Origin of the sequence: Streptomyces sp. NPDC005648 (genome assembly GCF_040605395.1) — a bacterium.
Lineage (GTDB): Bacteria > Actinomycetota > Actinomycetes > Streptomycetales > Streptomycetaceae > Streptomyces.
On record NZ_JBEXCS010000009.1, the window covers coordinates 1 to 22,197 of the forward strand.

Sequence of the window (22,197 nt, forward strand, 5' to 3'; positions counted from 1 at the left end):
ACGTCGTCGGCGGTCTCGAAAGCTCGGTCGGCCGTCAGGAAGGGCAGGGGCACGACTGGTCCTCACTCAATCCATCTGCGGACAAACCCCGCAATCGAAGCAAGGCGTCCACCGGCAGTCCTCCACCTCCGTCTCGTCGAGGGCGTCCTGCCAGTCCTCCCAGAGCCAGTCCTTGTCGAGGCCCGAGTCGAGGTGGTCCCAGGGGAGGACCTCCTCGTACGTCTTCTCGCGGGTGGTGTACCAGTCGACGTCGACGCCGAACGCGGGAAGGACCTTGTCCGCGCAGCTCATCCAGCGGTCGTAGGAGAAGTGTTCGCGCCAGCCGTCGAAGCGGCCGCCGTCCTCGTAGACGGCGCGGATGACGGCGCCGATGCGGCGGTCGCCGCGCGAGAGGAGGCCCTCGACGATGCCCGGCTTGCCGTCGTGGTAGCGGAAGCCGATCGAGCGGCCGTACTTCTTGTCGCCGCGGATCTTGTCCCGGAGTTTTTCGAGACGCGCGTCCGTCTCCTCCGCGGAGAGCTGCGGGGCCCACTGGAAGGGGGTGTGCGGCTTGGGGACGAAACCGCCGATCGAGACCGTGCAGCGGATGTCGTTGGAGCGGGAGACCTCGCGGCCCTTGGCGATGACGTTCGCGGCCATGTCGGCGATCTGGAGGACGTCGTCGTCCGTCTCCGTGGGCAGGCCGCACATGAAGTACAGCTTCACCTGGCGCCAGCCGTTGCCGTAGGCCGTCGCGACGGTGCGGATGAGGTCCTCCTCCGACACCATCTTGTTGATGACCTTGCGCATGCGCTCCGAGCCGCCCTCCGGCGCGAAGGTCAGCCCCGACCGTCGTCCGTTGCGCGTCAGTTCGTTCGCCAGGTCCACATTGAAGGCGTCCACCCGGGTCGACGGGAGGGACAGGCCGATCTTGTCCTCCTCGTAGCGGTCCGCGAGGCCCTTGGCGATGTCGCCGATCTCCGAGTGGTCCGCGGACGACAGCGACAGCAGGCCCACCTCCTCGAAGCCCGTCGCCTTCAGGCCCTTCTCGACCATCTCGCCGATGCCCGTGATCGAGCGCTCACGCACCGGGCGGGTGATCATGCCGGCCTGGCAGAAGCGGCAGCCGCGGGTGCAGCCCCGGAAGATCTCGACCGACATGCGCTCGTGGACCGTCTCGGCGAGCGGCACCAGGGGCTGCTTCGGGTAGGGCCACTCGTCCAGGTCCATGACGGTGTGCTTGGACACCCGCCACGGCACCCCGCTGCGGTTCGGTACGACGCGGGCGATACGGCCGTCGGGGAGGTACTCGACGTCGTAGAACGCCGGGATGTACACCGAACCCGTCTTCGCGAGGCGCAGGAGGACCTCTTCGCGGCCACCCGGCCGGCCCTCCGCCTTCCACTCACGGATGATCTTCGTCATGTCCAGCACGGCCTGCTCGCCGTCGCCGATGATCGCCGCGTCGATGAAATCCGCGATCGGCTCGGGGTTGAAGGCGGCGTGGCCGCCCGCGAGGACGATGGGGTCGTCCAGGCCCCGCTCGCGCGACTCCAGTGGAATGCCCGCCAGGTCCAGCGCGGTGAGCATGTTGGTGTAGCCCAGTTCCGTGGAGAAGGACAGGCCGAACACGTCGAAGGCGCCGACCGGGCGGTGGCTGTCCACGGTGAACTGCGGGACGCCGTGCTCCCGCATCAGGGCCTCCAGGTCCGGCCACACGCTGTAGGTGCGCTCGGCGAGGACGCCCTCCTGCTCGTTCAGGACCTCGTAGAGGATCATGACACCCTGGTTGGGCAGGCCGACCTCGTACGCGTCCGGGTACATCAGCGCCCAGCGCACATCACAGGACTCCCACGGCTTGACCGTGGAGTTGAGCTCTCCGCCGACGTACTGGATCGGCTTCTGCACATGCGGGAGCAGTGCTTCGAGCTGCGGAAACACGGACTCTGCGGCCGCAGCGACTTCGGCAGGCATCTCGCGAACCTTCGTGGGAGGGGCTGACCGGACGAACCGGCCCGACAGGGGTGACCATCTAGACTAACGCGGCCGGACGGCTCCCCCGCACCCTCAGAGCTCCGCACCCTCCTTGATCGAGGTCCACACCTCGGGCACCTCCGCCTCCGCCTTCGCCGCCCGCTGCTCCTCGCGCCCGTACAGCACGCCGTAGGTGAACGCGCTCTCGCCCGCCGCGTGCGCCACGGCGGACAGCTCGCGCAGGGTCTGGCGGGCCATGACGCTGTCCTGGTGCTCGCCGATCAGGGTCTGCAGCGACTTCATGGACCTGACCATGGTTCTGGCCGGGCCGCCGAGGGCCGGTTCGGAGGCCTCGGCCGCGTACCGGGTCCGCTTGGCCTTCTTGCGGGCCTCGTGCAGCCCGAGGTCGCGGTCGGGTCCGGGCGGCTGCTCCAGGGCGCCCTCGACGAGCGTGGACACCTTCTCGAAGTCCTTGCGTACGGCCTTGGCGAGCACCTTGTCCGGCTCGCGGCGGGCCGCCTTCAGCAGCGGGGGGCCGGTGACCACGGCGTCCAGTGCGTCGAGCAGCCCCAGATACCGCTGGGAGTCGAGTACGCCGGTCAGCCGGGCGCGTGAGCCGTCGTGCACCGCCTTCGCCCAGATGTCCAGGCGTGCGTGGACGGGGCCGGAGACCAGGGTGCGGGGCAGTTCGTCGAGCGCGGCCGTCAGGCGTTCGGTCAGTACTTCCTTGTCGCGGCCGATGCCGAGCTCGCCGGCCAGCCATTTCAGCTCCACGGCGATCGGGTCGGTGACCTCCCGGTCGAGGATCTTGCCGAAGGAGCGGAAGGTGCTGCGCAGCCGGCGGGTGGCGACCCGCATGGCGTGGACGGAGTCCTCGGTGTCCAGGCGGACAGCCGGGTCGAGCGCGACGATCGCGTCCCGCTGGGCCCGGACGTACGCCAGGACATGGTCTCCGGCGGTGGCCGGCTCGCCCGTGTCGCCGTCCTTCGAGCGCGGCCGGCCGCCCTTGGTCTCCGCGAGCGCCCGCGCCAGCTTCGAGGCGGAGCCGGAGGGCCGTACGCCCGCCTTGCGCAGACGTTTCTCCGCCTTGTCGAGGAAGGACGGGTCGCCGCCGTCGGCGAGCTCCACCTCGATCTCGGTCCACTCGGCGGCACCCTCACCGCCGAACAGCCGCTCGGCCCGTACGGTGTCCAGGGCGACCTCGGCGAGCAGCCGGCCCTCGGTGTCGACGAGGTGGTGGACGCCCCGGGTGGTGGTCAGCCGGATGACGGGGACCAGTTGGCCCTCGCGGACCCGGGCGCGGACCAGTCCGGCGAGTTCGTCCGGGAGGGTGTCGGAGAGCGGGGCGTGGATCTCGTCGCGGACGCCCGGTCCGACCGGCAGTTTCAGATGCCAGCCGGCGTCGGAGCCCCCGGTGCGGCGGCGCAGCGTGATCGAGGCCGCGGCCAGGCGGAGATCGGAGGTGTCGTGGTAGGTGGCGTCGAGTTTCTCGGTGCCCTTGTCGAGGACGTCCGCGACGCCGGCCACTCCGGTCAGGTCGGGCAGTCCGCTGTCGTCGGACTCGTACTTACGCTCGATCTCGCGCTTTGTGTCCGCCATGAACTGAATCTAGTGGCTGACCGGTCCGGACGACAGTGCCCACATGAGGTGAACCCCGGGCAAACTCACGGCGGCCGCACGTCGTCCGGGGTTCGTTCCGTTTCTGTCTCAGGCCGACATGGGCCGCTGTACCTTGATCGATTGCAGCAGGCCCACCGCCACCCAGACGGCGAACATCGACGAGCCTCCGTACGACACGAACGGCAGGGGCAGGCCGGTGACCGGCATGATCCCGAGGGTCATGCCGATGTTCTCGAAGGCCTGGAAGGCGAACCAGGCGACGATGCCGGCGGCCACGATCGTGCCGTACAGCTCGGTGGAGTCGCGGGCGATACGGCAGGCCCGCCACAGGACCACGCCGAGCAGGAAGATGATCAGGCCCGCGCCGACGAAGCCCAGCTCCTCCCCCGCGACCGTGAAGACGAAGTCCGTCTGCTGCTCGGGGACGAACTGGCCGGTGGTCTGCGAGCCGTGGAAGAGCCCGGCACCGGTCAGCCCGCCCGAACCGATCGCGATCCGCGCCTGGTTGGTGTTGTAGCCGACGCCGGCCGGGTCGAGGCTGGGGTTGGCGAAGGCCGCGAACCGGGCGATCTGGTACTCGTCCAGGATGTGCAGCTGCCAGATCGCGATACAGCCGACGACACCGGCGGTGATCATGCCGAAGATCCAGCGGTTGGAGGCGCCGGAGGCGAGCAGCACGCCCAGGATGATGGTCACCAGGACCAGGACCGTGCCGAGGTCGGGCATGAGCAGCACGATCAGGATCGGTACGGCGGCCAGGCCGAGTGCCTGCAGGACCGTGCGGTGGTCGGGGTAGGGCCGGTCGCCCGCGTCCACCCGGGCCGACAGCAGCATCGCCATGCCCAGGATGATCGACACCTTGACGAACTCGGCGGGCTGGAGGGAGAAGCCGCCGCCGAAGACGATCCAGTTCCGGCTGCCGTTGATGGTCGCGCCGAGCGGGGTGAGGACCAGCAGCACCCCGAAGAGGGAGATGCCGTAGAGGATCGGCACGACGTTGCGCAGGGTGCGGTGGCCGAGCCAGATCGTGCCGATCATCAGGGCGAACCCGATGCCGGTGTTCATGATGTGCCGGATCAGGAAGTAGTACTGGTCGCCCTGGTTGATCTCCGTGCGGTTGCGGGTCGCGGAGTAGACGAGGAGCGAGCCGAGCCCGGACAGGGCGAGTGCCGACAGCAGCATCGGCCAGTCCAGGCGGCGGGTGAGCGAGTCGCGGGCGAACAGCCGCGTCCAGCCCGCCCGCTGCGGCCCGTATCCGGAGACGGAGAAGCTGTTGGCGCCGGTCATGTGAGCATCCTCCGGCTTCCCCTCTTCCGAGGCCGCCTGCGGGTGGTGCGGTTGGTGGCGGTCGGTGAGGCGGTGGTCGCGCCCGGCTGGTTCTGGTCCGGGGCGGTCGTGCCCTGTTCGGTGGCCTTCTCGGCGGCCTTGAGCAGATCCTCGGCCGGGTCCTTGGCGACCTTCGGGGAGGCGATCGTGCCGTCCGTCTGGATCTTCGGCAGGCCCTTCTGCGGGGTGGGCAGCAGCGCCTGCTTGTCGTCGATCGAGCCGTCGGGCTGGACGCCGTAGAGGGCGTTGTAGATGTTGCGGACGGCCTCACCGGAGGCGCCGGAGCCCGTACCGGCCTGGGCGATGGTCATGACGACCGTGTAGTCCTTGGAGTAGGTCGCGAGCCAGGAGGTGGTCTGCTTGCCGTAGACCTCGGCGGTACCGGTCTTGGCGTGCAGCTCGATCTTGTCCTGCGGCCAGCCGCCGAACTTCCAGGCGGCGGTACCGCTGGTGATGACGCCGGCGAGGGCCTTGTCCATGCCCGCGTGGGTGGCCCTGCTGATCGGGAGCTTGGCCCTGACCTTGGGCTTGATCTCCGTGACCGTCTTGCCGTCGGCGCTGACGATCGCCTTGCCGATGGTCGGGACGTACTCCGTGCCGCCGTTGGCGAGGGCCCCGTAGATCATGGCCTCCTGGATCGGGGTGACGAGGGTGTCGCCCTGGCCGATGGAGTAGTTGATCTCGTCGCCCTCGCGCATCTTGTTGCCCTCGAGGCAGTTCTCGTACGCGATCTTCTCGACGTACGAGCCGTCCTTCTTGCCGCTCTTGCACCAGGCGGTCTTGTTGGCCTTCCAGTAGCTCTCTTTCCACTGGCGGTCGGGGACGCGGCCGGTGACCTCGTTGGGCAGGTCGACGCCGGTCTCCTTGCCGAGGCCGAACTGGTGGGCGGTCTTGAAGAAGTAGTCCTTGGGCTCGCCCTTCTTCGGGTTGATGCCGCCGTCCCTCTTCCACTCGCGGTCGGCGAGGCCGTAGAAGACGGTGTCGCAGGAGACCTCCAGGGCGCGGCCCAGGGAGATCGGGCCGAAGTTCTCGCCCTCGAAGTTCTTGAAGACCTGGCCGCCGACGGAGTACGAGCTGGTGCAGGGGTAGCCGCCGTCCCATTCGTAGCCGGCCTCGACGGCGGCGGCCGTGGAGACCACCTTGAACGTCGAACCGGGCGCGGACTGACCCTGTATGGCCCTGTTGAGCAGCGGGTAGTCGGAGTTCTTGCCGGTGAGTGCCCTGTAGTCCTTGGCGGAGATGCCGCCCACCCATACGTTCGGGTCGTAGGTCGGGGCGGAGGCCATGGCGACGATACGGCCGGTCTTGGCCTCCATCACGACCACGGCACCGGAGTCGGCCTTGTAGTTCTCGCCGGTGATCTTGTCGAACTGGGTGCGGGCGACCTTCATCGCGTTGTCCAGCTGGTACTCGGCGACGCGCTGGACCCGGGAGTCGATGCTGGTGACCAGGTTCGAACCGGGCTGGGCCGCGTCGGACTTGGCCTTGCCGATGACGCGGCCCAGGTTGTCGACCTCGTAGCGGGTGACGCCCGCCTTGCCGCGCAGCTCCTTGTCGTACTGGCGCTCAAGGCCCGAGCGGCCGACCTGGTCGGAGCGCAGATACGGCGAGTCGGTGTCCTTGGCCTGCTGGATCTCGTCGTCGGTGACCGGGGAGAGGTAGCCGAGGACCTGGGCGGTGTTGGACTTGCCGGGGGCCGGGTAGCGGCGCACGGCCTCGGGCTCGGCGGTGATGCCGGGGAAGTCCTCGGAGCGCTCGCGGATCTGCAGGGCCTGGCGGGGGGTCGCCTCGTCGGTGATGGGGATCGGCTGGTAGGGCGAGCCGTTCCAGCAGGGCTGGGGGGTCTTGGCGTCGCAGAGGCGGACCTTCTGCATGACGTCGGCCGGCTTCATGCCGAGCACCCCGGCCAGCTTGGTGAGGACGGCCTTGCCGTCGTCCTTCATCTTCAGCAGGTCGGTGCGGGAGGCGGAGACCACGAGCCGGGTCTCGTTGTCCGCGAGGGGGACTCCGCGGGCGTCCAGGATCGAGCCGCGCACGGCGGGCTGGACGACCTGCTGGACGTGGTTGCCGGACGCCTCCTTCTGGTAGGCCGCGCCCTCACGGATCTGCAGGTACCACAGGCGGCCGCCGAGGGTGCCGAGCAGGGAGAGGACGAGGATCTGGATGACGACGAGGCGGATCTGGACGCGTGGCGTCCGTCCGGTCTCGGGAATGTTGGTCACTGTGGCTGCCTCCCCCTCTCAGTACGCGGATGTGCGTGCGCCTACGCATGATGAACGACGGGCCTGTGAGGCCCGGTTCCGCTCCCGGTGCCCCGTTCGAGTGAACTCCCGCCGATCGAACCGCCGTGCCCTCACAGCCGCTTGACCCCCTTGATGCGCCCCACCCGGGTCGTACGGGTCCGTGCCTTCGTCTTCAGGGAGCCGAGGCCGCCGCGCTGGCCGCCGATCTTGAGACCGGTGCCGTTGGAGATCCAGCCGGAGGAAATGTCGGTGGCCTTCTTGGCGGACGAGCCGGTCTCCGCGAGGGGGTCGTTCTCCGCGCGCCGGGCCAGCGCCATGATCCCGGGGACCACGAACGGGGCGAGCAGCAGGTCGTACAGGGCGGCCGTGAACAGCAGGCTGGCCAGGCCCACATGGCGGGCGGCGGTGTCGCCGACGAGGGCGCCGACACCGGCGTAGAGCAGGGTCGAGCCGATGGCGGCGGCGACCACGACGACCATGGGGCCGGTGGCCGACTTGAGTCTGCCGTTCTCCGGTTTGATCAGCCCGGCGAGATAGCCGATGACGCACAGGACGAGGGCGTAGCGGCCCGCCGCGTGGTCGGCCGGTGGCGCGAGGTCGGCGAGGAGACCGGCGCCGAAGCCCACGAGGGCGCCGCCGACATGGCCGTAGACCATGGCGAGGCCCAGGACGGTCAGCAGCAGCAAGTCGGGGACGGCGCCCGGGAGATGGAGCCGGGACAGGACGCTCACCTGGACCACCAGGGCGACGACGACCAGGGCCGAGGAGAGCAGGATCCGGTTGACACGCATGGGGGAACTCAGCTCCTACTGCTGCTGTTGCTGGCCGTCGACGGACGCGTTCGCGGACGGGGTGACCGTGACGGTGACCGTCGGCGTGGGAGTCGGCTTGGGCTTGGCGGGGAGCACGGTGTCGCGCGGGTCCTTCTTCGGGGCCTCGACGACGACGCCGACGATGTCGAGCTTGGTGAAGGCGACGTACGGCGTGACGTAGATGGTGCGGGTCAGGCCGCCCTCGGAGGGCTCGACACGGGAGACGACGCCGACCGGGACGCCCGGCACGAACGGTCTGTCGGCCTCGGAGCCGAAGGTGACCAGACGGTCGCCCTTCTTCACCTCCGCCTTGCCGTTGAGGAGTTCGACCCGCAGCGGCCGGTCGCCCTGGCCGGAGGCGAAGCCGAGCTCGTCGCTGGCCTCCATGCGGGTGCCGACGGTGAAGTCGGGGTCGTTGGCGAGCAGGACCGTGGAGGAGTCGGGGCCGACGGTGGTGACACGGCCGACCAGGCCGTCGCCGTTGAGCACCGTCATGTCCCGCTTGATGCCGTCGCTCGCGCCGACGTCGATGGTGATCGTCCAGGAGAAGCCCTGGGCCGCCCCTATGGCGATGACCTGGGCGCCCTTGATGCCGTACTGGCCCTCGCCGGCGATCTTCAGCATCTTGTCGAGCTGCTTGAGGCGGCTGGAGTTGCGGTCGTCGCTGCCGAGCCGCGCCTTGAGGGCCGCGTTCTCCTGCTCCAGCCGGGCGAGGCGGTCGTGCTTGGTGCCGGAGTCGCGGATCGCCGAGACGGCGTTGCCGACCGGGTCGACCGCCGACGACACGCCGTTCTCGATCGGGCCGAACACCGCGGCCGCCGCCTGGCGGGCACCGTCGACCGGTGAGTCCTCCCCGCCGCGGATGTCCACCGTGATCAGCGCGAACGCGACGGCGATCAGCAGCACCAGGAGCAGCCGGCTCTCTCGTGTGTCCCTCACGTGCGGCGGCCGTGCCCTTCCTCATAGGAGTGGGTAAGTGGAACGTACAGGTGTTGAGATGTGTGCCCGCGCGGATGCTTATGGGCGAGCTTATGCCTCTATATCAACGATCCGCCGCACGAGAGGAGATCATCTCGTACGGCGGAATCGAAGAGTTACGTCATCTGCGCGGCTGGGCGTCCAGCACCTGCTGAAGCGCCTCGAACTCCTCGACACACTTGCCGGAGCCGAGCGCCACGCTGTCCAGCGGGTCCTCGGCGATGTGGATGGGCATGCCGGTCTCACGGCGCAGCCGCTCGTCCAGACCGCGGAGCAGGGCGCCACCGCCGGTCAGAACGATTCCTCGGTCCATGATGTCGCCGGACAGCTCCGGCGGGCACTTGTCGAGGGTGGTCTTGACTGCGTCGACGATCGCGTTGACCGGTTCCTCGATCGCCTTGCGGACCTCGGCGGCCGAGATGACGACGGTCTTGGGCAGTCCGGAGACCAGGTCCCGGCCGCGGATTTCGGTGTGTTCGTCAGCGTCGAGGTCGTACGCCGAACCGATCGTGATCTTGATCTGTTCGGCCGTCCGCTCACCGAGGAGGAGGGAGTACTCCTTCTTGATGTGCTGGATGATCGCGTTGTCCAGTTCGTCGCCCGCGACGCGGATGGACTGGGCGGTGACGATGCCGCCGAGCGAGATGACCGCGACCTCCGTGGTGCCGCCGCCGATGTCCACCACCATGTTGCCCGTGGCCTCGTGGACCGGCAGACCGGAGCCGATGGCGGCCGCCATGGGCTCCTCGATGATGTGCACCTGGCGGGCGCCGGCCTGGGACGACGCCTCGATGACGGCACGGCGCTCGACGCCGGTGATGCCCGAGGGGACACACACGACGACGCGCGGCCTCGCGAGATACCGCCGCTTGTGGATCTTCAGGATGAAGTAGCGGAGCATCCGCTCGGTGATCTCGAAGTCGGCGATCACACCGTCCTTCAGCGGTCGCACGGCAACGATGTTGCCGGGCGTCCGCCCGATCATCTTCTTCGCCTCCGCCCCGACCGCCAGGATTCCACCGGTGTTCGTGTTGATCGCGACGACGGACGGCTCGTTGAGTACGATCCCGCGACCCCTGACGTACACCAGCGTGTTGGCGGTCCCGAGGTCGACAGCCATGTCACGGCCGATGAACGACATTGAGTTCCCCATCAGGATTCGTCTGGCCTTCCCGGGAGCTTTTGAGGGCTTGTCAGGTCGGCGGAGTGGGTGCTGTGACGTGAAGGGTTCCATCGTAATGGCGCCCGCACGGACACTGCGTAAGGGTCTCCGCCATTGTCAGCAGATGCTGGGTGGGTTCGCTTGGTGAGAGGGGCGTTCGGGGGTGCTCGTTCCCTCGATCGCCACGCATATGCCAGAAAGTTGTTACGCGCGGCCCGGGAAGAAGATCTTCACCTCGCGCTCGGCGGATTCCTCGGAGTCGGAGGCGTGGATCAGGTTCTCGCGGACGATGACGCCGTAGTCGCCGCGGATCGAGCCGGGCGCGGCGGCGATCGGGTCGGTCGGGCCGGCCAGCGCGCGCACACCCTCGATGACCCGCTCGCCCTCGACGATCAGCGCCACGACCGGACCGGAGGCCATGAACTCCACCAGCGGCTCGTAGAAGGGCTTGCCCTTGTGCTCGCCGTAGTGCTGCTCCAGCGTCTCCTGGTCCAGGGAGCGCAGCTCCAGCGCCGTGATCCGCCAGCCGGCCTTGCGCTCGATACGGCTGATGATCTCGCCGGTCAGGCCACGGCGGACCGCGTCGGGCTTGAGCAGGACGAGGGTGCGCTGGCTCACTGCGGGGCTCCTATTGATCATGGGTGGTGCGGGTGTGTTCGACGACACGCCCGAGGTTACAGGGCGTGTCCGGGCCCCTGTTACGCAGCGTCAGGTGTGGAGGAGCCGGCCTGCGCCGCGAATCTCGCCCTGGCCTTGTCGATCTTCCTTCCGTAGTGGACCGACGCCCACCACAGGGCCGCGAAGATCGCGCCCATGAAGAACATGGTGGGGACGACGAAGCCGGAGGCGATCAGGGCGATCTGGAGGGCCCAGCCGAAGGCGATGCCGCCGGGGCGGGTCACCACACCGCACAGCAGCAGGCACAGGAACATCGCGATGCCGCTGACCGTCCACACCGTCGCCATGGACAGACCGGGGTCCTTCATCGCGACCAGACCGGCGAAGCCGATCACGAAGAACTCGCCGATCAGGGTCGATGCACAGAGCGTACGCACGGGTTCAGCCCCTCCCCAGGAGCAGTCGGGCCTCGCCCACGGTGATGACCGAGCCGGTGACCAGGACGCCGCCGCCAGCGAACTCGCCCTCCTCCTCGGCCAGCGTGATCGCCTCCTCGATGGCGTCCGGCAGCCGGGGCTCGACCTGCACGCGCTCCTCGCCGAACACCTCCACGGCGATCGCGGCGAGCTCGTCGGCGTCCATCGCGCGATGGCTGGAGTTCTGTGTGATCACGACCTCGGCGAAGATCGGCTCGAAGGCCTCCAGGAGCTCCCGGACGTTCTTGTCGCCGCTCGCGCCCACGACCCCGATCAGCCGGCTGAAGTCGAAGGCCTCACCGACCGCCTCGGCCGTCGCACGGGCGCCGGCCGGGTTGTGCGCGGCGTCCAGGACGACGGTCGGGGAGCGTCGTACGACCTCCAGGCGGCCCGGGGAGGAGACGGCGGCGAAGGCCTTGCGGACGGTGTCGATGTCGAGCGGCTCGGGGCGCTGGGCGCCGACGCCGAAGAACGCCTCCACGGCGGCCAGCGCGACCGCCGCGTTGTGCGCCTGGTACGGGCCGTGCAGGGGCAGGTAGATCTCCTCGTACTCGCCGCCGAGGCCCCGCAGGGTCAGCAGCTGGCCGCCGACGGCCACCTGGCGGTGGACCACGCCGAACTCCAGGCCCTCACGGGCCACCGTCGCGTCCACCTCGACGGCCTTCTTCAGCAGGACCTGCGCCGCGTCCACCGGCTGCTGGGCCAGGATGACGGTCGCGTCCTGCTTGATGATGCCGCCCTTCTCGGTGGCGATCTCGCCGGGGGTGTTGCCGAGACGGTCGGTGTGATCGAGGTCGATGGGGGTGATCACCGCGACGTCCGCGTCGATGACGTTCGTCGCGTCCCAGGAGCCGCCCATGCCGACCTCGACGACGGCGACGTCCACGGGCGCGTCCGCGAAGGCCGCGTACGCCATGCCGGTGAGGACCTCGAAGAAGGAGAGGCGGTACTCCTGCTGCGCGTCGACCATCTCGACGTACGGCTTGATGTCGTCGTACGTCTCGATGAAGCGCTCCGCCGAGACGGGGGCGCCGTCCAGGCTGATGCGCTCGGTGATCGACTGGACGTGCGGGGAGGTGTAGCGGCCCGTGCGGAGTTCGAAGGCGCCGAGGAGGGTCTCGATCATGCGGGCGGTGGAGGTCTTGCCGTTGGTGCCCGTGATGTGGATCGAGGGGTACGAGCGCTGGGGGTCGCCCAGGACGTCCATCAGCGCGGAGATACGGCTGACCGAGGGCTCGAGCTTGGTCTCGCCCCAGCGGGTGGCGAGCTCCGCCTCGACCGCGCGCAGGGCGTTGTCGAGCTCGGGGTCCTCGGGGCGGGCCGGGACGTCGGCGCTCGAGGCTCCGCCCTGGGTGCGCAGGGTGCGGCTGCCGGCCTCGATGACCGCGAGGTCCGGGTCCCGGTCGGTTTCCGCAGCCACGATCTCGTCGAAGGGGTCGCTGTCACTCACACGGCCAGTTTAGGGCCGCGCCCACGGAGCGGGATGGCTGGTCCTGTTCGCGGGCGCGGGGAGTCTGTGGCTTGTCGCGCCCCGGCGGCGGAGCCGCGGAATCGATGCGGCCCCGCGCCCTCGGGGGGGTTACTGCTGAGGCAGGCGGTCCAGCTGGGTCTGGATACGCGCGATGTCCTCCTCCGCCTTGGCCAGGCGGCCTCGGATCTTGTCCACCACGTTGTCCGGGGCCTTCGCCAGGAACGCCTCGTTGCCGAGCTTGGCCGTGGCCTGGGACTTCTCCTTCTCCGCGGCCGCGAGGTCCTTGGCGAGGCGCTTGCGCTCCGCCGCGACGTCGATCGTGCCGGAGAGGTCGAGCGCCACCTCGGCGCCGGAGACGGGCAGGGTCGCCGTCGCCGTGAACGACTCCCCTTCCGGCTGCAGGCGCAGCAGCTGGCGGATCGCCGCCTCGTGGGGCGCCAGTGCCGTGCCGTCCAGCGTCAGCCGGGCCGGGACGCGCTGGCCCGGCTGCAGGCCCTGGTCGGCGCGGAAGCGGCGGACCTCGGTGATCACGGACTGGAGGGTCTCGATCTCCCGCTCGGCCGCGTCGTCGCGGAAGCCGCCCGCCGCGTCGGCGCCGGGAACGGACACGGCCTCGGGCCAGTCCGCGACGACGACCGACTCGCCGCCCGTGAGGGTGGTCCAGAGGGTCTCCGTGACGAACGGGACGACGGGGTGCAGGAGCTTGAGGGTGACGTCGAGGACCTCGCCCAGGACGCGCTGGGAGACCTCGGCCGCCTCGCCGCCCGCCTGGAACGTCGTCTTGGACAGCTCGACGTACCAGTCGAAGACCTCGTCCCACGCGAAGTGGAAGAGGGCGTCGGAGAGCTTGGCGAACTGGAAGTCGTCGTAGAACGCGTCGGCCGCGGCGACCGTCTTGTTCAGGCGGGAGAGGATCCAGCGGTCGGTGGCGGACAGCTTCGACGCCTCCGGCAGCGGGCCCTGGACCGTCGCGCCGTTCATCAGCGCGAAGCGGGTCGCGTTCCAGATCTTGTTGGCGAAGTTGCGGGACGCCTGGACCCAGTCCTCGCCGATCGGGACGTCGGTGCCGGGGTTGGCGCCGCGGGCCAGGGTGAAGCGGACGGCGTCGGAGCCGTACTTGTCCATCCAGTCCAGCGGGTCGACGACGTTGCCGAAGGACTTCGACATCTTCTTGCCGCGCTCGTCACGGACCAGGCCGGTCAACGCGATGGTCCTGAAGGGGACTTCGCCGTCCATCGCGTACAGGCCGAACATCATCATCCTCGCGACCCAGAAGAAGATGATGTCGTGTCCGGTGAGCAGGACGTCGGTCGGGTAGAACTTCCGCAGGTCCTCGGTCTGTTCGGGCCAGCCGAGCGTGGAGAACGGCCACAGGCCCGAGGAGAACCAGGTGTCGAGGACGTCGGTGTCCTGACGCCAGCCCTCGCCGGCCGGCGGCTCCTCGTCGGGGCCGACGCAGACGATCTCGCCCTCGGGGCCGTACCAGACGGGGATGCGGTGCCCCCACCACAGCTGGCGCGAGATGCACCAGTCGTGCATGTTGTCGACCCAGTCGAAGTACCGCTTCGACATGTCCTCGGGGTGGATCTTCACCCGGCCGTCGCGGACCGCGTCACCGGCGGCCTTGGCGAGCGGGCCGACCTTGACCCACCACTGCATGGACAGACGCGGCTCGACGGTGGTCTTGCAGCGGGAGCAGTGGCCGACGGAGTGGACGTAGGGCCGCTTCTCGGCGACGATCCGGCCCTGGGAGCGGAGCGCGGCGACGATGGCGCTGCGCGCCTCGAAGCGGTCCAGGCCCTCGAAGGGACCGTGGACGGTGATGACCGCGCGCTCGTCCATGACCGTGATCGACTCCAGGCCGTGGCGCTGGCCGATCGCGAAGTCGTTCGGGTCGTGGGCCGGGGTGACCTTGACGGCGCCCGTGCCGAACTCGGGGTCGACATGGGTGTCGGCGACGACGGGGATGGTGCGGTCGGTGAGGGGCAGCTTGATGCGCCTGCCGACCAGGTGGCGGTAGCGCTCGTCGTCCGGGTGGACGGCGACGGCCGTGTCGCCGAGCATCGTCTCCGCACGGGTGGTGGCGACGACCAGCGTCTCGTCCCCCTCGCCGTACTTGATGGAGACCAGCTCGCCGTCGTCCTCCTGGTATTCCACCTCGATGTCCGAGATGGCGGTCAGACAGCGCGGACACCAGTTGATGATCCGCTCGGCGCGGTAGATCAGCTCGTCGTCGTAGAGCTTCTTGAAGATGGTCTGGACGGCCTTGGACAGGCCCTCGTCCATGGTGAAGCGCTCGCGGTCCCAGTCGACGCCGTCGCCGAGGCGGCGCATCTGGCCGAGGATCTTGCCGCCGTACTCCTCCTTCCACTGCCAGACACGCTCGACGAACTCCTCGCGCCCCAGGTCGTGGCGGGACTTGCCCTCCTCGGCGAGCTGCTGCTCGACCTTGTTCTGGGTGGCGATACCGGCGTGGTCCATGCCGGGCAGCCACAGCGACTCATAGCCCTGCATGCGCTTGCGGCGGGTGAGGGCGTCCATGAGGGTGTGCTGGAAGGCGTGGCCCAGGTGGAGCGAGCCGGTGACGTTCGGCGGCGGGATGACGATGGTGTACGCGGGCTTGTCGCTCTTCGCGTCGGCGGCGAAGTAGCCCTTGTCCACCCAGCGCTCGTACAGCTTCCCCTCTACCTCGGCCGGCGTGTACTGGGTCGGCAGTTCGGTGCTGGGCGCTGATTGCGGCTGCTGAGTGTTCTCGGTCACGGGGTCAGTTTAGAGGTGTCGCGGCCGTGTCCCGAAACGTGTTTCCTCTGTAACGGTGGGGCCCCCGATGAGCTGTGCGGCCCGTGTCTGCGCCAGGATGTCGGCACTACATAAACATTCTGGAGGGGAACCCAGTAATGAGCTACAACCAGCCGGGCCCGTACGGCGGGCAGCCCCAGCAGCCCGGTCCGTACGGTCAGCCGGGGCCTTACGGCCAGCAGCCGCCGCAGGCGCCCCAGCCCGGCTACGGCTACCCCCAGCAGCCGCCGACCCAGCCGCAGCCCCAGCCCGGGTACGGCTACCCGCAGCAGCCTCCGCAGGGAGTGCCGCCGCAGCAGGGCCCGTACGGGCAGCAACCGCCCTACGGGCAGCAGCCGTACGGCCAGCAGCCCTACCCGCCCCAGCCTCCGGCGCCCGGCGGCGGCAAGAAGACCGGTCTGATCATCGGCGCGGTGGCCGTCGTCGCCGCGATCGGCGTCGGGGCGTACTTCGTGCTCGGCGGCAGCAGCGGCGGCGGCTCCGGCGGCGGGGGTGGCATCGCCGACGACGGGGCGCACAAGCTGGCGACGCCCGCGACGATCGTCAACGGCGAGTACACGAAGAGCGGCAAGTCCGAGTCCGGCACGCTGACGTCCGACGACATCAAGGACGCGGAGTCGTGGGGCGTCAAGAACCCCAAGGACGCCAGCGCGGGGTACACCTCGGGGACCGGCCTCACGGCGAAGCAGCTGATGTTCGCCGGTGTGTACGGCACGATCGACGATCCCGAGAAGGTCGTCGACGCGATGTTCGCGCAGATGAAGAAGGACTCCGCGGAGAGCTCCGACGGCGGCGAACTCGTGGGCAGCCCACAGGAGTTCAAGCCCGCCGGCTTCAAGGACGGCGTCATGAAGTGCCAGCAGATCAAGAGCACGGCGTCCGGTCAGACCATGGAGATGCCGTTCTGCATCTGGGGTGACCACAGCACCCTCACCTATGTGCTCTCCTACGACCTGGGCGCCCTGACCTCGGGCAAGGCCACCTCGATGCAAGAAGCGGCCGAGCTGACCGCGAAGGTCCGCAACGACGTGCGCGTGCCCGCCTGACGCCCCACGGCCTCGAACGCGGAGGGGCCCCGGTCGGTTGACCGGGGCCCCTCCGCATGCCGTCGTACCGCGGTTACGCCGTCTTCTGCTCCCCCGGCCCCCGGCCCCGCGCGTCGCGCGGGATCAGGGTCGGGTTCACGTTCGAGTGGACGACGTCCGCCGTGATGACCACGCGGGCCACGTCCTTGCGGGACGGGATCTCGTACATGACGCCCTGGAGGACCTCCTCCATGATGGCGCGCAGGCCGCGGGCGCCGGTCTGGCGGAGGATGGCCTGGTCGGCGATGGCCTCCAGCGCCTCGCGCTCGAAGTCCAGCTCCACGCCGTCGAGTTCGAAGAGGCGCTGGTACTGCTTCACCAGCGCGTTGCGCGGCTCGATGAGGATCTGCAGGAGCGCGGCACGGTCCAGGTTGTGGACCGAAGTGATGACCGGGAGGCGGCCGATGAACTCGGGGATCATGCCGAACTTGACCAGGTCCTCGGGCATGACGTCCTCGAACTGGTCCTTGGCCTCCAGCTCGCGCTTGGAGCGGATCGTCGCGCCGAAGCCGATGCCCTTGGCGCCGGCCCGGGACTCGATGATCTTCTCCAGCCCCGCGAAGGCACCGCCCACGATGAACAGGACGTTCGTCGTGTCGATCTGGATGAACTCCTGGTGCGGGTGCTTGCGGCCGCCCTGCGGCGGGACCGAGGCCGTGGTGCCCTCGAGGATCTTCAGGAGGGCCTGCTGTACGCCCTCGCCGGAGACGTCCCGGGTGATCGACGGGTTTTCGCTCTTCCGGGCGACCTTGTCGATCTCGTCGATGTAGATGATCCCGGTCTCGGCCTTCTTGACGTCGTAGTCGGCCGCCTGGATCAGCTTGAGCAGGATGTTCTCCACGTCCTCGCCGACGTAGCCCGCCTCCGTCAGCGCGGTCGCGTCGGCGATCGCGAACGGGACGTTCAGCATGCGGGCGAGCGTCTGGGCGAGAAGCGTCTTGCCGGAGCCCGTGGGGCCCAGCAGGAGGATGTTGGACTTCGCCAACTCGATCGCGTCGTCACGCCCGTTGGCGCCGCCGTTCTCGCCGGCCTGGACGCGCTTGTAGTGGTTGTAGACCGCGACGGAGAGCGCCTTCTTGGCGGCCTCCTGACCGACCACATAGCCCTCGAGGAACTCGTAGATCTCGCGGGGCTTGGGGAGTTCCTCCCAGCGCACCTCGCTCGTCTCCGCGAGTTCTTCCTCGATGATCTCGTTGCAGAGGTCGATGCACTCGTCGCAGATGTACACACCAGGCCCTGCGATGAGCTTCTTGACCTGCTTCTGGCTCTTGCCGCAGAACGAGCACTTGAGCAGATCGCCGCCGTCACCGATGCGTGCCACGGTGTGCTTCCCCTTCGCCTGGGAGACGCCTAGGTCCAGCGGCTCCTGGTGCTGCCTTAATCCGACGGTACCTTGCCGGGCCCCCCGTTCGGGCCCCCCTTGGCGCGGTTCACTTTGACGTGCAGCGTGTCAAACCACACTTACCGTGCCAAGGGGCGGCAGACATTACCGCCTCCGACTAGCGGACGGCGGCGTTGTTCATCTTCCGGGTGGAGATGATCTGGTCGATCAGGCCGTACGACAGCGCGTCCTCGGCCGTGAGGATCTTGTCGCGCTCGATGTCCTCGCGGATCTTCTCGATCGGCGTGGTCGAGTGCTTGGCCAGCATCTCCTCCAGCTGCGCACGCATCCGGAGGATCTCGTTGGCGGCGATCTCCAGGTCGGAGACCTGACCGCGGCCCGTCTCGCTGTAGGGCTGGTGGATCAGCACGCGCGCGTTCGGCAGCGCCATGCGCTTGCCCGGGGTACCGGCGGCCAGCAGGATCGCGGCGGCGGAGGCCGCCTGGCCCATGCAGACCGTCTGGATGTCGGGCTTCACGAACTGCATCGTGTCGTAGATGGCCGTCAGCGCGGTGAAGGAGCCGCCGGGGCTGTTGATGTAGACCGAGATGTCCCGGTCGGGGTCCATCGACTCCAGGCACAGCAGCTGCGCCATGACGTCGTTGGCGGAGGCGTCGTCGATCTGCACGCCGAGGAAGATCACTCGCTCCTCGAAGAGCTTCGCGTACGGGTCGTACTCGCGGATGCCCTGCGAGGTGCGCTCGACGAAGCGGGGGATCACATAGCGGGACTCGGCGGTCGGACCCGTGTACTCGGCGCGCGTGCGGTCGTACAGGCCGCTGCCGGGGAAGTCGTTCACTGTCTCTCTCCTAGGGGCTGTGGCGGTCGGCTGGGGGCTTTCAGGGGGCCTCAGGCCGCCCCGGTGCCGCCGCCGCCCGGCATGCCCGCGGCCGTCGGGATGACGTCGTCGATGAGGCCGTACTCCTTGGCCTCGAAGGCGTCGAACCAGCGGTCGCGGTCCGAGTCGCGGGTGATCTGCTCGACCGACTGGCCGGTGTGCTGCGAGGTGAGCTCGGCCATGCGCTTCTTGGTGTGCAGCAGCCGCTCGGCGTGGATCTTGATGTCCGAGGCGGAACCGGCCAGACCCGCGGAGGGCTGGTGGATCAGGATCTCGGCGTTCGGCAGCGCGAAGCGCTTGCCGGGGGTGCCCGCGCTGAGCAGGAACTGGCCCATGGAGGCGGCGAGGCCCATGGCGATGGTCACCACGTCGTTCTTGATGAACTGCATGGTGTCGTAGATCGCCATACCGGCCGTGATCGAGCCGCCGGGGCTGTTGATGTACAGGAAGATGTCCTTGTCCGGGTCGGCGGCAAGGAGCAGCAGCTGTGCGGTGATCTTGTTCGCGATGTCGTCGTCGACCGGCTGGCCGAGGAAGATGATCCGCTCGTTGAGCAGCCGGTTGTAGACCTGGTCGCCGAGGCCACCGCCGATGGAGGGCTCGCCGGCGGCTGAGGGCATCAGATTCGTCACGTATCCACCTGCTCGTCTTACGACGGCGCCGGGCCGTCTCACGTTTCCCTTCGGGTAGGGAGCCGTTCGGGAACTCCACTGCCCTCGTATTCATGGACCCTAACGCGCTGGTCCCTTCGGGGAATCCCGGAGTGGGGGGTGTTCGCCGGGGGCGTAGCGGCCCGGGTAGGCGAACGGGCCCCGGGGTCAGCCCCGGGGCCCGTTCGTACGTACCTACAAGGCGCCGTGGGCGTCAGCCCTCGGTCTTCTCCGCCTCGGCCTCGGTGGCGTCGGCCTCGGTGGCGTCGGCTTCAGTGGCCTCGGCGGCGACGTCGGCGGCCTGCTCGACCTCGTCCTCGTCGTCCAGGTCGACGATCTCGCCGTTGGTGTCCTTGACCGTGGCGGCCTCCACGACGACCGCGAGGGCCTTGCCGCGGGCGACCTCGCCGACCAGGAGCGGAACCTGGCCGCCCTCGACGACGGCCTGGGCGAACTGGTCGGGGGACATGCCGGAGGAGGCCGCGCGGCGCATGAGGTGCTCGGTGAGCTCCTCCTGGTTGACGTTCAGCTTCTCCTGCTTGACCAGCTCGTCGAGGACGAACTGGGTCTTGATGCCCTTGACCGCGGCTTCCTCGGTCTCGGCGTCGAACTCCTCGGCCGTCTTGCCCTGGATCTCGAGGTACTTCTCGAGGTCGAGGCCCATCTGGCCGAGCTGGTGGTGCTCCAGGTTGTGCTTGCGGGTGTTGATCTCGTCCTCGAGCAGCTTCTCGGGGACGGGCACCTCGACGAGCTCCAGCAGCTTCTCCAGGACGCGCTCCTGGGCCTGCGTGGCCTGGTCGTACTGCTTCATGTTCTCGAGGCGCTTGCGGCTGTCGGCCTTCAGCTCGTCGAGGGTGTCGAACTCGGAGGCGAGCTGTGCGAACTCGTCGTCCAGCTCGGGCAGTTCGCGGGCGGCGACCTGGGTGACCTTGACGGTGACCTCGGCCTCCTTGCCGGCCGCGGAGCCGCCCTTGAGCTCGGAGGTGAAGGTGGCCTCCTCACCGGCCGACAGGCCCTTGACGGCGTCGTCGATGCCGTCGAGGAGCTCACCGGAGCCGATGGTGTAGGAGACGCCCTCGGCGACGCCGTCCTCGAGGACCTCGCCCTCGACCTTGGCCTGCAGGTCGATGGTGACCACGTCGCCGTCCTCGGCGGCGCGCTCGACCGGGGAGGTGGAGGCGAAGCGCTCGCGCAGCTGCTCGACCGACTTCTCCACGTCCTCGTCGGTGACCTCGACCGCGTCGACCTCGACCTCGATGCCGGAGTAGTCCGGGATCTCGAGGGACGGGCGGATGTCGACCTCGGCGGTGAAGTTCAGCGTCTCGCCGTCCTTCAGCTCCGTGATGTCGACCTCGGGCTGGCCCAGGACGTCGATCTCGGCCTCGTTGACCGCTTCCGTGTAGAACTTCGGAAGCGCGTCGTTGACCGCCTCCTCCAGGACCGCACCGCGGCCGAACCGCTGATCGATGACGCGCGCCGGGATCTTGCCCTTCCGGAACCCCTTCACCGTGACCTGCTGGTTGATCTTCTTGTACGCCGCGTCGAGGCTGTCCTTGAGCTCCTCGAAGGGCACCTCAATGCTGAGCCGAACCCGAGTCGGGTTCAGGGTCTCGACGGCGCTCTTCACGGTTCGGTCTCCTTGGGGCTGACTTTAGGGATCGTGCCCGGCAGAGAGACACACGGGCATGCAGCTTGCATAGTAACGGCAGCGGCGACACGCCCCAAAGGCGATCAAGAGAGCCGATCGGGCCAGTGGCCGACGTCGACCGGTGAATGGTCGGGGTGGCGGGATTTGAACCCACGGCCTTCCGCTCCCAAAGCGGACGCGCTACCAAGCTGCGCCACACCCCGTCTGGTGCGACACGTAGGGTACATGCCCGCACGCTGTGCGACCGCCGCATTTACCGACCGACGCCGGAAACGCCGTCGGCGAGCCGACGCGCGGACAGGCGCACGGGCAGACGTCCGGGCGATGGGATGTGCGCCGGGGCGGGCCGACCCGCTACGATGCCTCCAGTGCCGCGGTCACCTCACCTGCGGCGCGCACTGTGCGGGCGTAGCTCAATGGTAGAGCCCTAGTCTTCCAAACTAGCTACGCGGGTTCGATTCCCGTCGCCCGCTCCGGATGACGGCTCAGGCCCGGGCGAGAGGGTGTTCACCCGCTCGCCCGGGCCTGACTCGTTCCAAGCGGATGCGTTCACCGCCGGCGATGGCTCATCCAGGAGAGATCGTCTCCGTTGTTGCCTCTGGACGCGCGCTTCCAGGCCCGCAGATCACGCCTGGTCTCGTGCGCGTCGACTTCCATGCTGCGGCTGTCCCGGTTGCGGCCGCCGCGGCGTCGTGTCCGGCGGTCGCTGAGCACGCCGAGGACGAGGGCGGCCAGGACCAGCAGGCCGGCCGGCACGAAGAGAATCATTTGCCCGCCCGAGGTCAGAAGCTGATCGAGTTGATCGTCTCCGCTATCGAGTTGAGGAAGCGGTTGATCGAGGGGGCCATGCCCGTCGAGGCGAGGAAGAAGCCGAACAGGATCGCCACGATGGCCGGGCCGGCCTTGATGGAGCCTCCCCGGATCAACACCACCAGGATGATCGCCAACAGCAGCACCACTGACAGTGAAATGGCCACAACTGATCACACCCTACGGTCGGTCCGCTCTCCCGGCCCGGGGGTGCCAGGCCCCGCGCACCCCCGCCAGAACCATCGTGCCACCAACCGGCCCCACGTATGCGGCTGGTGGGACATCATCCCCACACCTGTGCCGCACCTTTGCCGGAACCATGCGGTC

18 protein-coding genes and 2 tRNA genes are annotated in these 22,197 nt (G+C 68.8%); 2 read left to right on the forward strand and 18 right to left on the reverse strand.

Going from position 1 to position 22,197, the window contains the following annotated elements; translation table 11 throughout:
- Window positions 1–66: 66 nt before the first annotated feature.
- The 11 genes from ABZT17_RS07245 to ABZT17_RS07295 form a co-directional block, all read right to left on the reverse strand.
- Window positions 67–1,953, reverse strand: coding sequence for a TIGR03960 family B12-binding radical SAM protein (locus ABZT17_RS07245; protein WP_356344823.1), 1,887 nt, complete (start codon window positions 1,951–1,953; stop codon window positions 67–69).
- Window positions 1,954–2,046: 93 nt separating this feature from the next.
- Window positions 2,047–3,552 carry a CYTH and CHAD domain-containing protein gene (locus ABZT17_RS07250; protein WP_356344825.1) on the reverse strand — a complete coding sequence of 502 codons (1,506 nt, stop codon included), beginning with the start codon at window positions 3,550–3,552 and terminating at the stop codon, window positions 2,047–2,049.
- Window positions 3,553–3,660: 108 nt separating this feature from the next.
- The gene (gene rodA, locus ABZT17_RS07255; protein ID WP_356344827.1) at window positions 3,661–4,860 is read right to left on the reverse strand and encodes a rod shape-determining protein RodA; all 1,200 of its coding nucleotides are present in this window, start codon (window positions 4,858–4,860) and stop codon (window positions 3,661–3,663) included.
- Window positions 4,857–7,121: a penicillin-binding protein 2 gene (mrdA, locus tag ABZT17_RS07260; protein WP_356344829.1), complete on the reverse strand. Its 2,265-nt coding sequence runs from the start codon at window positions 7,119–7,121 to the stop codon at window positions 4,857–4,859. The genes rodA and mrdA overlap by 4 nt, the downstream gene beginning before the upstream one ends.
- A gap of 131 nt (window positions 7,122–7,252) precedes the next feature.
- A complete protein-coding gene (mreD, locus tag ABZT17_RS07265) occupies window positions 7,253–7,933 on the reverse strand; it encodes a rod shape-determining protein MreD (protein ID WP_356344831.1) in 681 nt (226 codons plus the stop codon).
- 15 nt (window positions 7,934–7,948) lie between these two features.
- Window positions 7,949–8,893, reverse strand: a complete 945-nt coding sequence (gene mreC / locus ABZT17_RS07270) for a rod shape-determining protein MreC (protein ID WP_356344833.1) — start codon at window positions 8,891–8,893, stop codon at window positions 7,949–7,951.
- Between the two features lie 160 nt (window positions 8,894–9,053).
- Entirely contained in the window at window positions 9,054–10,073 is a 1,020-nt protein-coding gene (locus tag ABZT17_RS07275) for a rod shape-determining protein (protein WP_004931372.1), read from the reverse strand.
- Between the two features lie 225 nt (window positions 10,074–10,298).
- Window positions 10,299–10,712 (reverse strand): nucleoside-diphosphate kinase, encoded by a 414-nt coding sequence (gene ndk, locus ABZT17_RS07280; RefSeq protein ID WP_356344835.1) that lies wholly within the window; start codon window positions 10,710–10,712, stop codon window positions 10,299–10,301.
- Between the two features lie 80 nt (window positions 10,713–10,792).
- Window positions 10,793–11,149, reverse strand: coding sequence for a DUF4233 domain-containing protein (locus tag ABZT17_RS07285; protein WP_356344838.1), 357 nt, complete (start codon window positions 11,147–11,149; stop codon window positions 10,793–10,795).
- A 4-nt stretch (window positions 11,150–11,153) separates the two neighbouring features.
- Window positions 11,154–12,638: a folylpolyglutamate synthase/dihydrofolate synthase family protein gene (locus ABZT17_RS07290; protein ID WP_356344840.1), complete on the reverse strand. Its 1,485-nt coding sequence runs from the start codon at window positions 12,636–12,638 to the stop codon at window positions 11,154–11,156.
- Between the two features lie 129 nt (window positions 12,639–12,767).
- Window positions 12,768–15,419, reverse strand: a complete 2,652-nt coding sequence (locus ABZT17_RS07295) for a valine--tRNA ligase (protein WP_356344842.1) — start codon at window positions 15,417–15,419, stop codon at window positions 12,768–12,770.
- A 137-nt stretch (window positions 15,420–15,556) separates the two neighbouring features.
- Between ABZT17_RS07295 and ABZT17_RS07300 the strand changes: the two genes are divergently transcribed.
- Window positions 15,557–16,504 (forward strand): hypothetical protein, encoded by a 948-nt coding sequence (locus ABZT17_RS07300; protein WP_356344844.1) that lies wholly within the window; start codon window positions 15,557–15,559, stop codon window positions 16,502–16,504.
- A 73-nt stretch (window positions 16,505–16,577) separates the two neighbouring features.
- Here ABZT17_RS07300 and clpX read toward each other — a convergent pair whose 3' ends face one another.
- The 5 genes from clpX to ABZT17_RS07325 form a co-directional block, all read right to left on the reverse strand.
- Complete coding sequence (clpX, locus tag ABZT17_RS07305; RefSeq protein WP_356344846.1) at window positions 16,578–17,864, reverse strand: ATP-dependent Clp protease ATP-binding subunit ClpX; 1,287 nt, start codon at window positions 17,862–17,864, stop codon at window positions 16,578–16,580.
- A gap of 178 nt (window positions 17,865–18,042) precedes the next feature.
- Window positions 18,043–18,723: an ATP-dependent Clp protease proteolytic subunit gene (locus tag ABZT17_RS07310; protein ID WP_356344848.1), complete on the reverse strand. Its 681-nt coding sequence runs from the start codon at window positions 18,721–18,723 to the stop codon at window positions 18,043–18,045.
- A 50-nt stretch (window positions 18,724–18,773) separates the two neighbouring features.
- The gene (locus ABZT17_RS07315; protein ID WP_356345138.1) at window positions 18,774–19,382 is read right to left on the reverse strand and encodes an ATP-dependent Clp protease proteolytic subunit; all 609 of its coding nucleotides are present in this window, start codon (window positions 19,380–19,382) and stop codon (window positions 18,774–18,776) included.
- Window positions 19,383–19,626: 244 nt separating this feature from the next.
- Window positions 19,627–21,039 (reverse strand): trigger factor, encoded by a 1,413-nt coding sequence (gene tig, locus ABZT17_RS07320; RefSeq protein WP_356344850.1) that lies wholly within the window; start codon window positions 21,037–21,039, stop codon window positions 19,627–19,629.
- A 147-nt stretch (window positions 21,040–21,186) separates the two neighbouring features.
- Window positions 21,187–21,263: transfer RNA gene (locus tag ABZT17_RS07325), tRNA-Pro, on the reverse strand.
- Window positions 21,264–21,462: 199 nt separating this feature from the next.
- On the opposite strand from ABZT17_RS07325, the gene ABZT17_RS07330 reads away from it, so the two are divergent.
- Window positions 21,463–21,533: transfer RNA gene (locus tag ABZT17_RS07330), tRNA-Gly, on the forward strand.
- A gap of 76 nt (window positions 21,534–21,609) precedes the next feature.
- Here the strand turns inward: ABZT17_RS07330 and ABZT17_RS07335 are convergent.
- Window positions 21,610–21,828: a hypothetical protein gene (locus ABZT17_RS07335; protein WP_356344852.1), complete on the reverse strand. Its 219-nt coding sequence runs from the start codon at window positions 21,826–21,828 to the stop codon at window positions 21,610–21,612.
- A gap of 14 nt (window positions 21,829–21,842) precedes the next feature.
- Window positions 21,843–22,037 (reverse strand): hypothetical protein, encoded by a 195-nt coding sequence (locus tag ABZT17_RS07340; RefSeq protein WP_026178055.1) that lies wholly within the window; start codon window positions 22,035–22,037, stop codon window positions 21,843–21,845.
- Between the last annotated feature and the right edge of the window lie 160 nt (window positions 22,038–22,197).

Excerpts from the sequence above, each read along its gene's own strand:
- ABZT17_RS07315 (WP_356345138.1), bottom strand. The coding sequence starts at position 19,382 with ATGCCCTCAGCCGCCGGCGAGCCCTCCATCGGCGGTGGCCTCGGCGAC.
- ABZT17_RS07245 (WP_356344823.1), bottom strand. The coding sequence starts at position 1,953 with ATGCCTGCCGAAGTCGCTGCGGCCGCAGAGTCCGTGTTTCCGCAGCTC.
- rodA (WP_356344827.1), bottom strand. The coding sequence starts at position 4,860 with ATGACCGGCGCCAACAGCTTCTCCGTCTCCGGATACGGGCCGCAGCGG.
- mreD (WP_356344831.1), bottom strand. The coding sequence starts at position 7,933 with ATGCGTGTCAACCGGATCCTGCTCTCCTCGGCCCTGGTCGTCGTCGCC.
- ABZT17_RS07335 (WP_356344852.1), bottom strand. The coding sequence starts at position 21,828 with ATGATTCTCTTCGTGCCGGCCGGCCTGCTGGTCCTGGCCGCCCTCGTC.
- ABZT17_RS07250 (WP_356344825.1), bottom strand. The coding sequence starts at position 3,552 with ATGGCGGACACAAAGCGCGAGATCGAGCGTAAGTACGAGTCCGACGAC.
- ABZT17_RS07300 (WP_356344844.1), top strand. The coding sequence starts at position 15,557 with ATGAGCTACAACCAGCCGGGCCCGTACGGCGGGCAGCCCCAGCAGCCC.
- ABZT17_RS07275 (WP_004931372.1), bottom strand. The coding sequence starts at position 10,073 with ATGTCGTTCATCGGCCGTGACATGGCTGTCGACCTCGGGACCGCCAAC.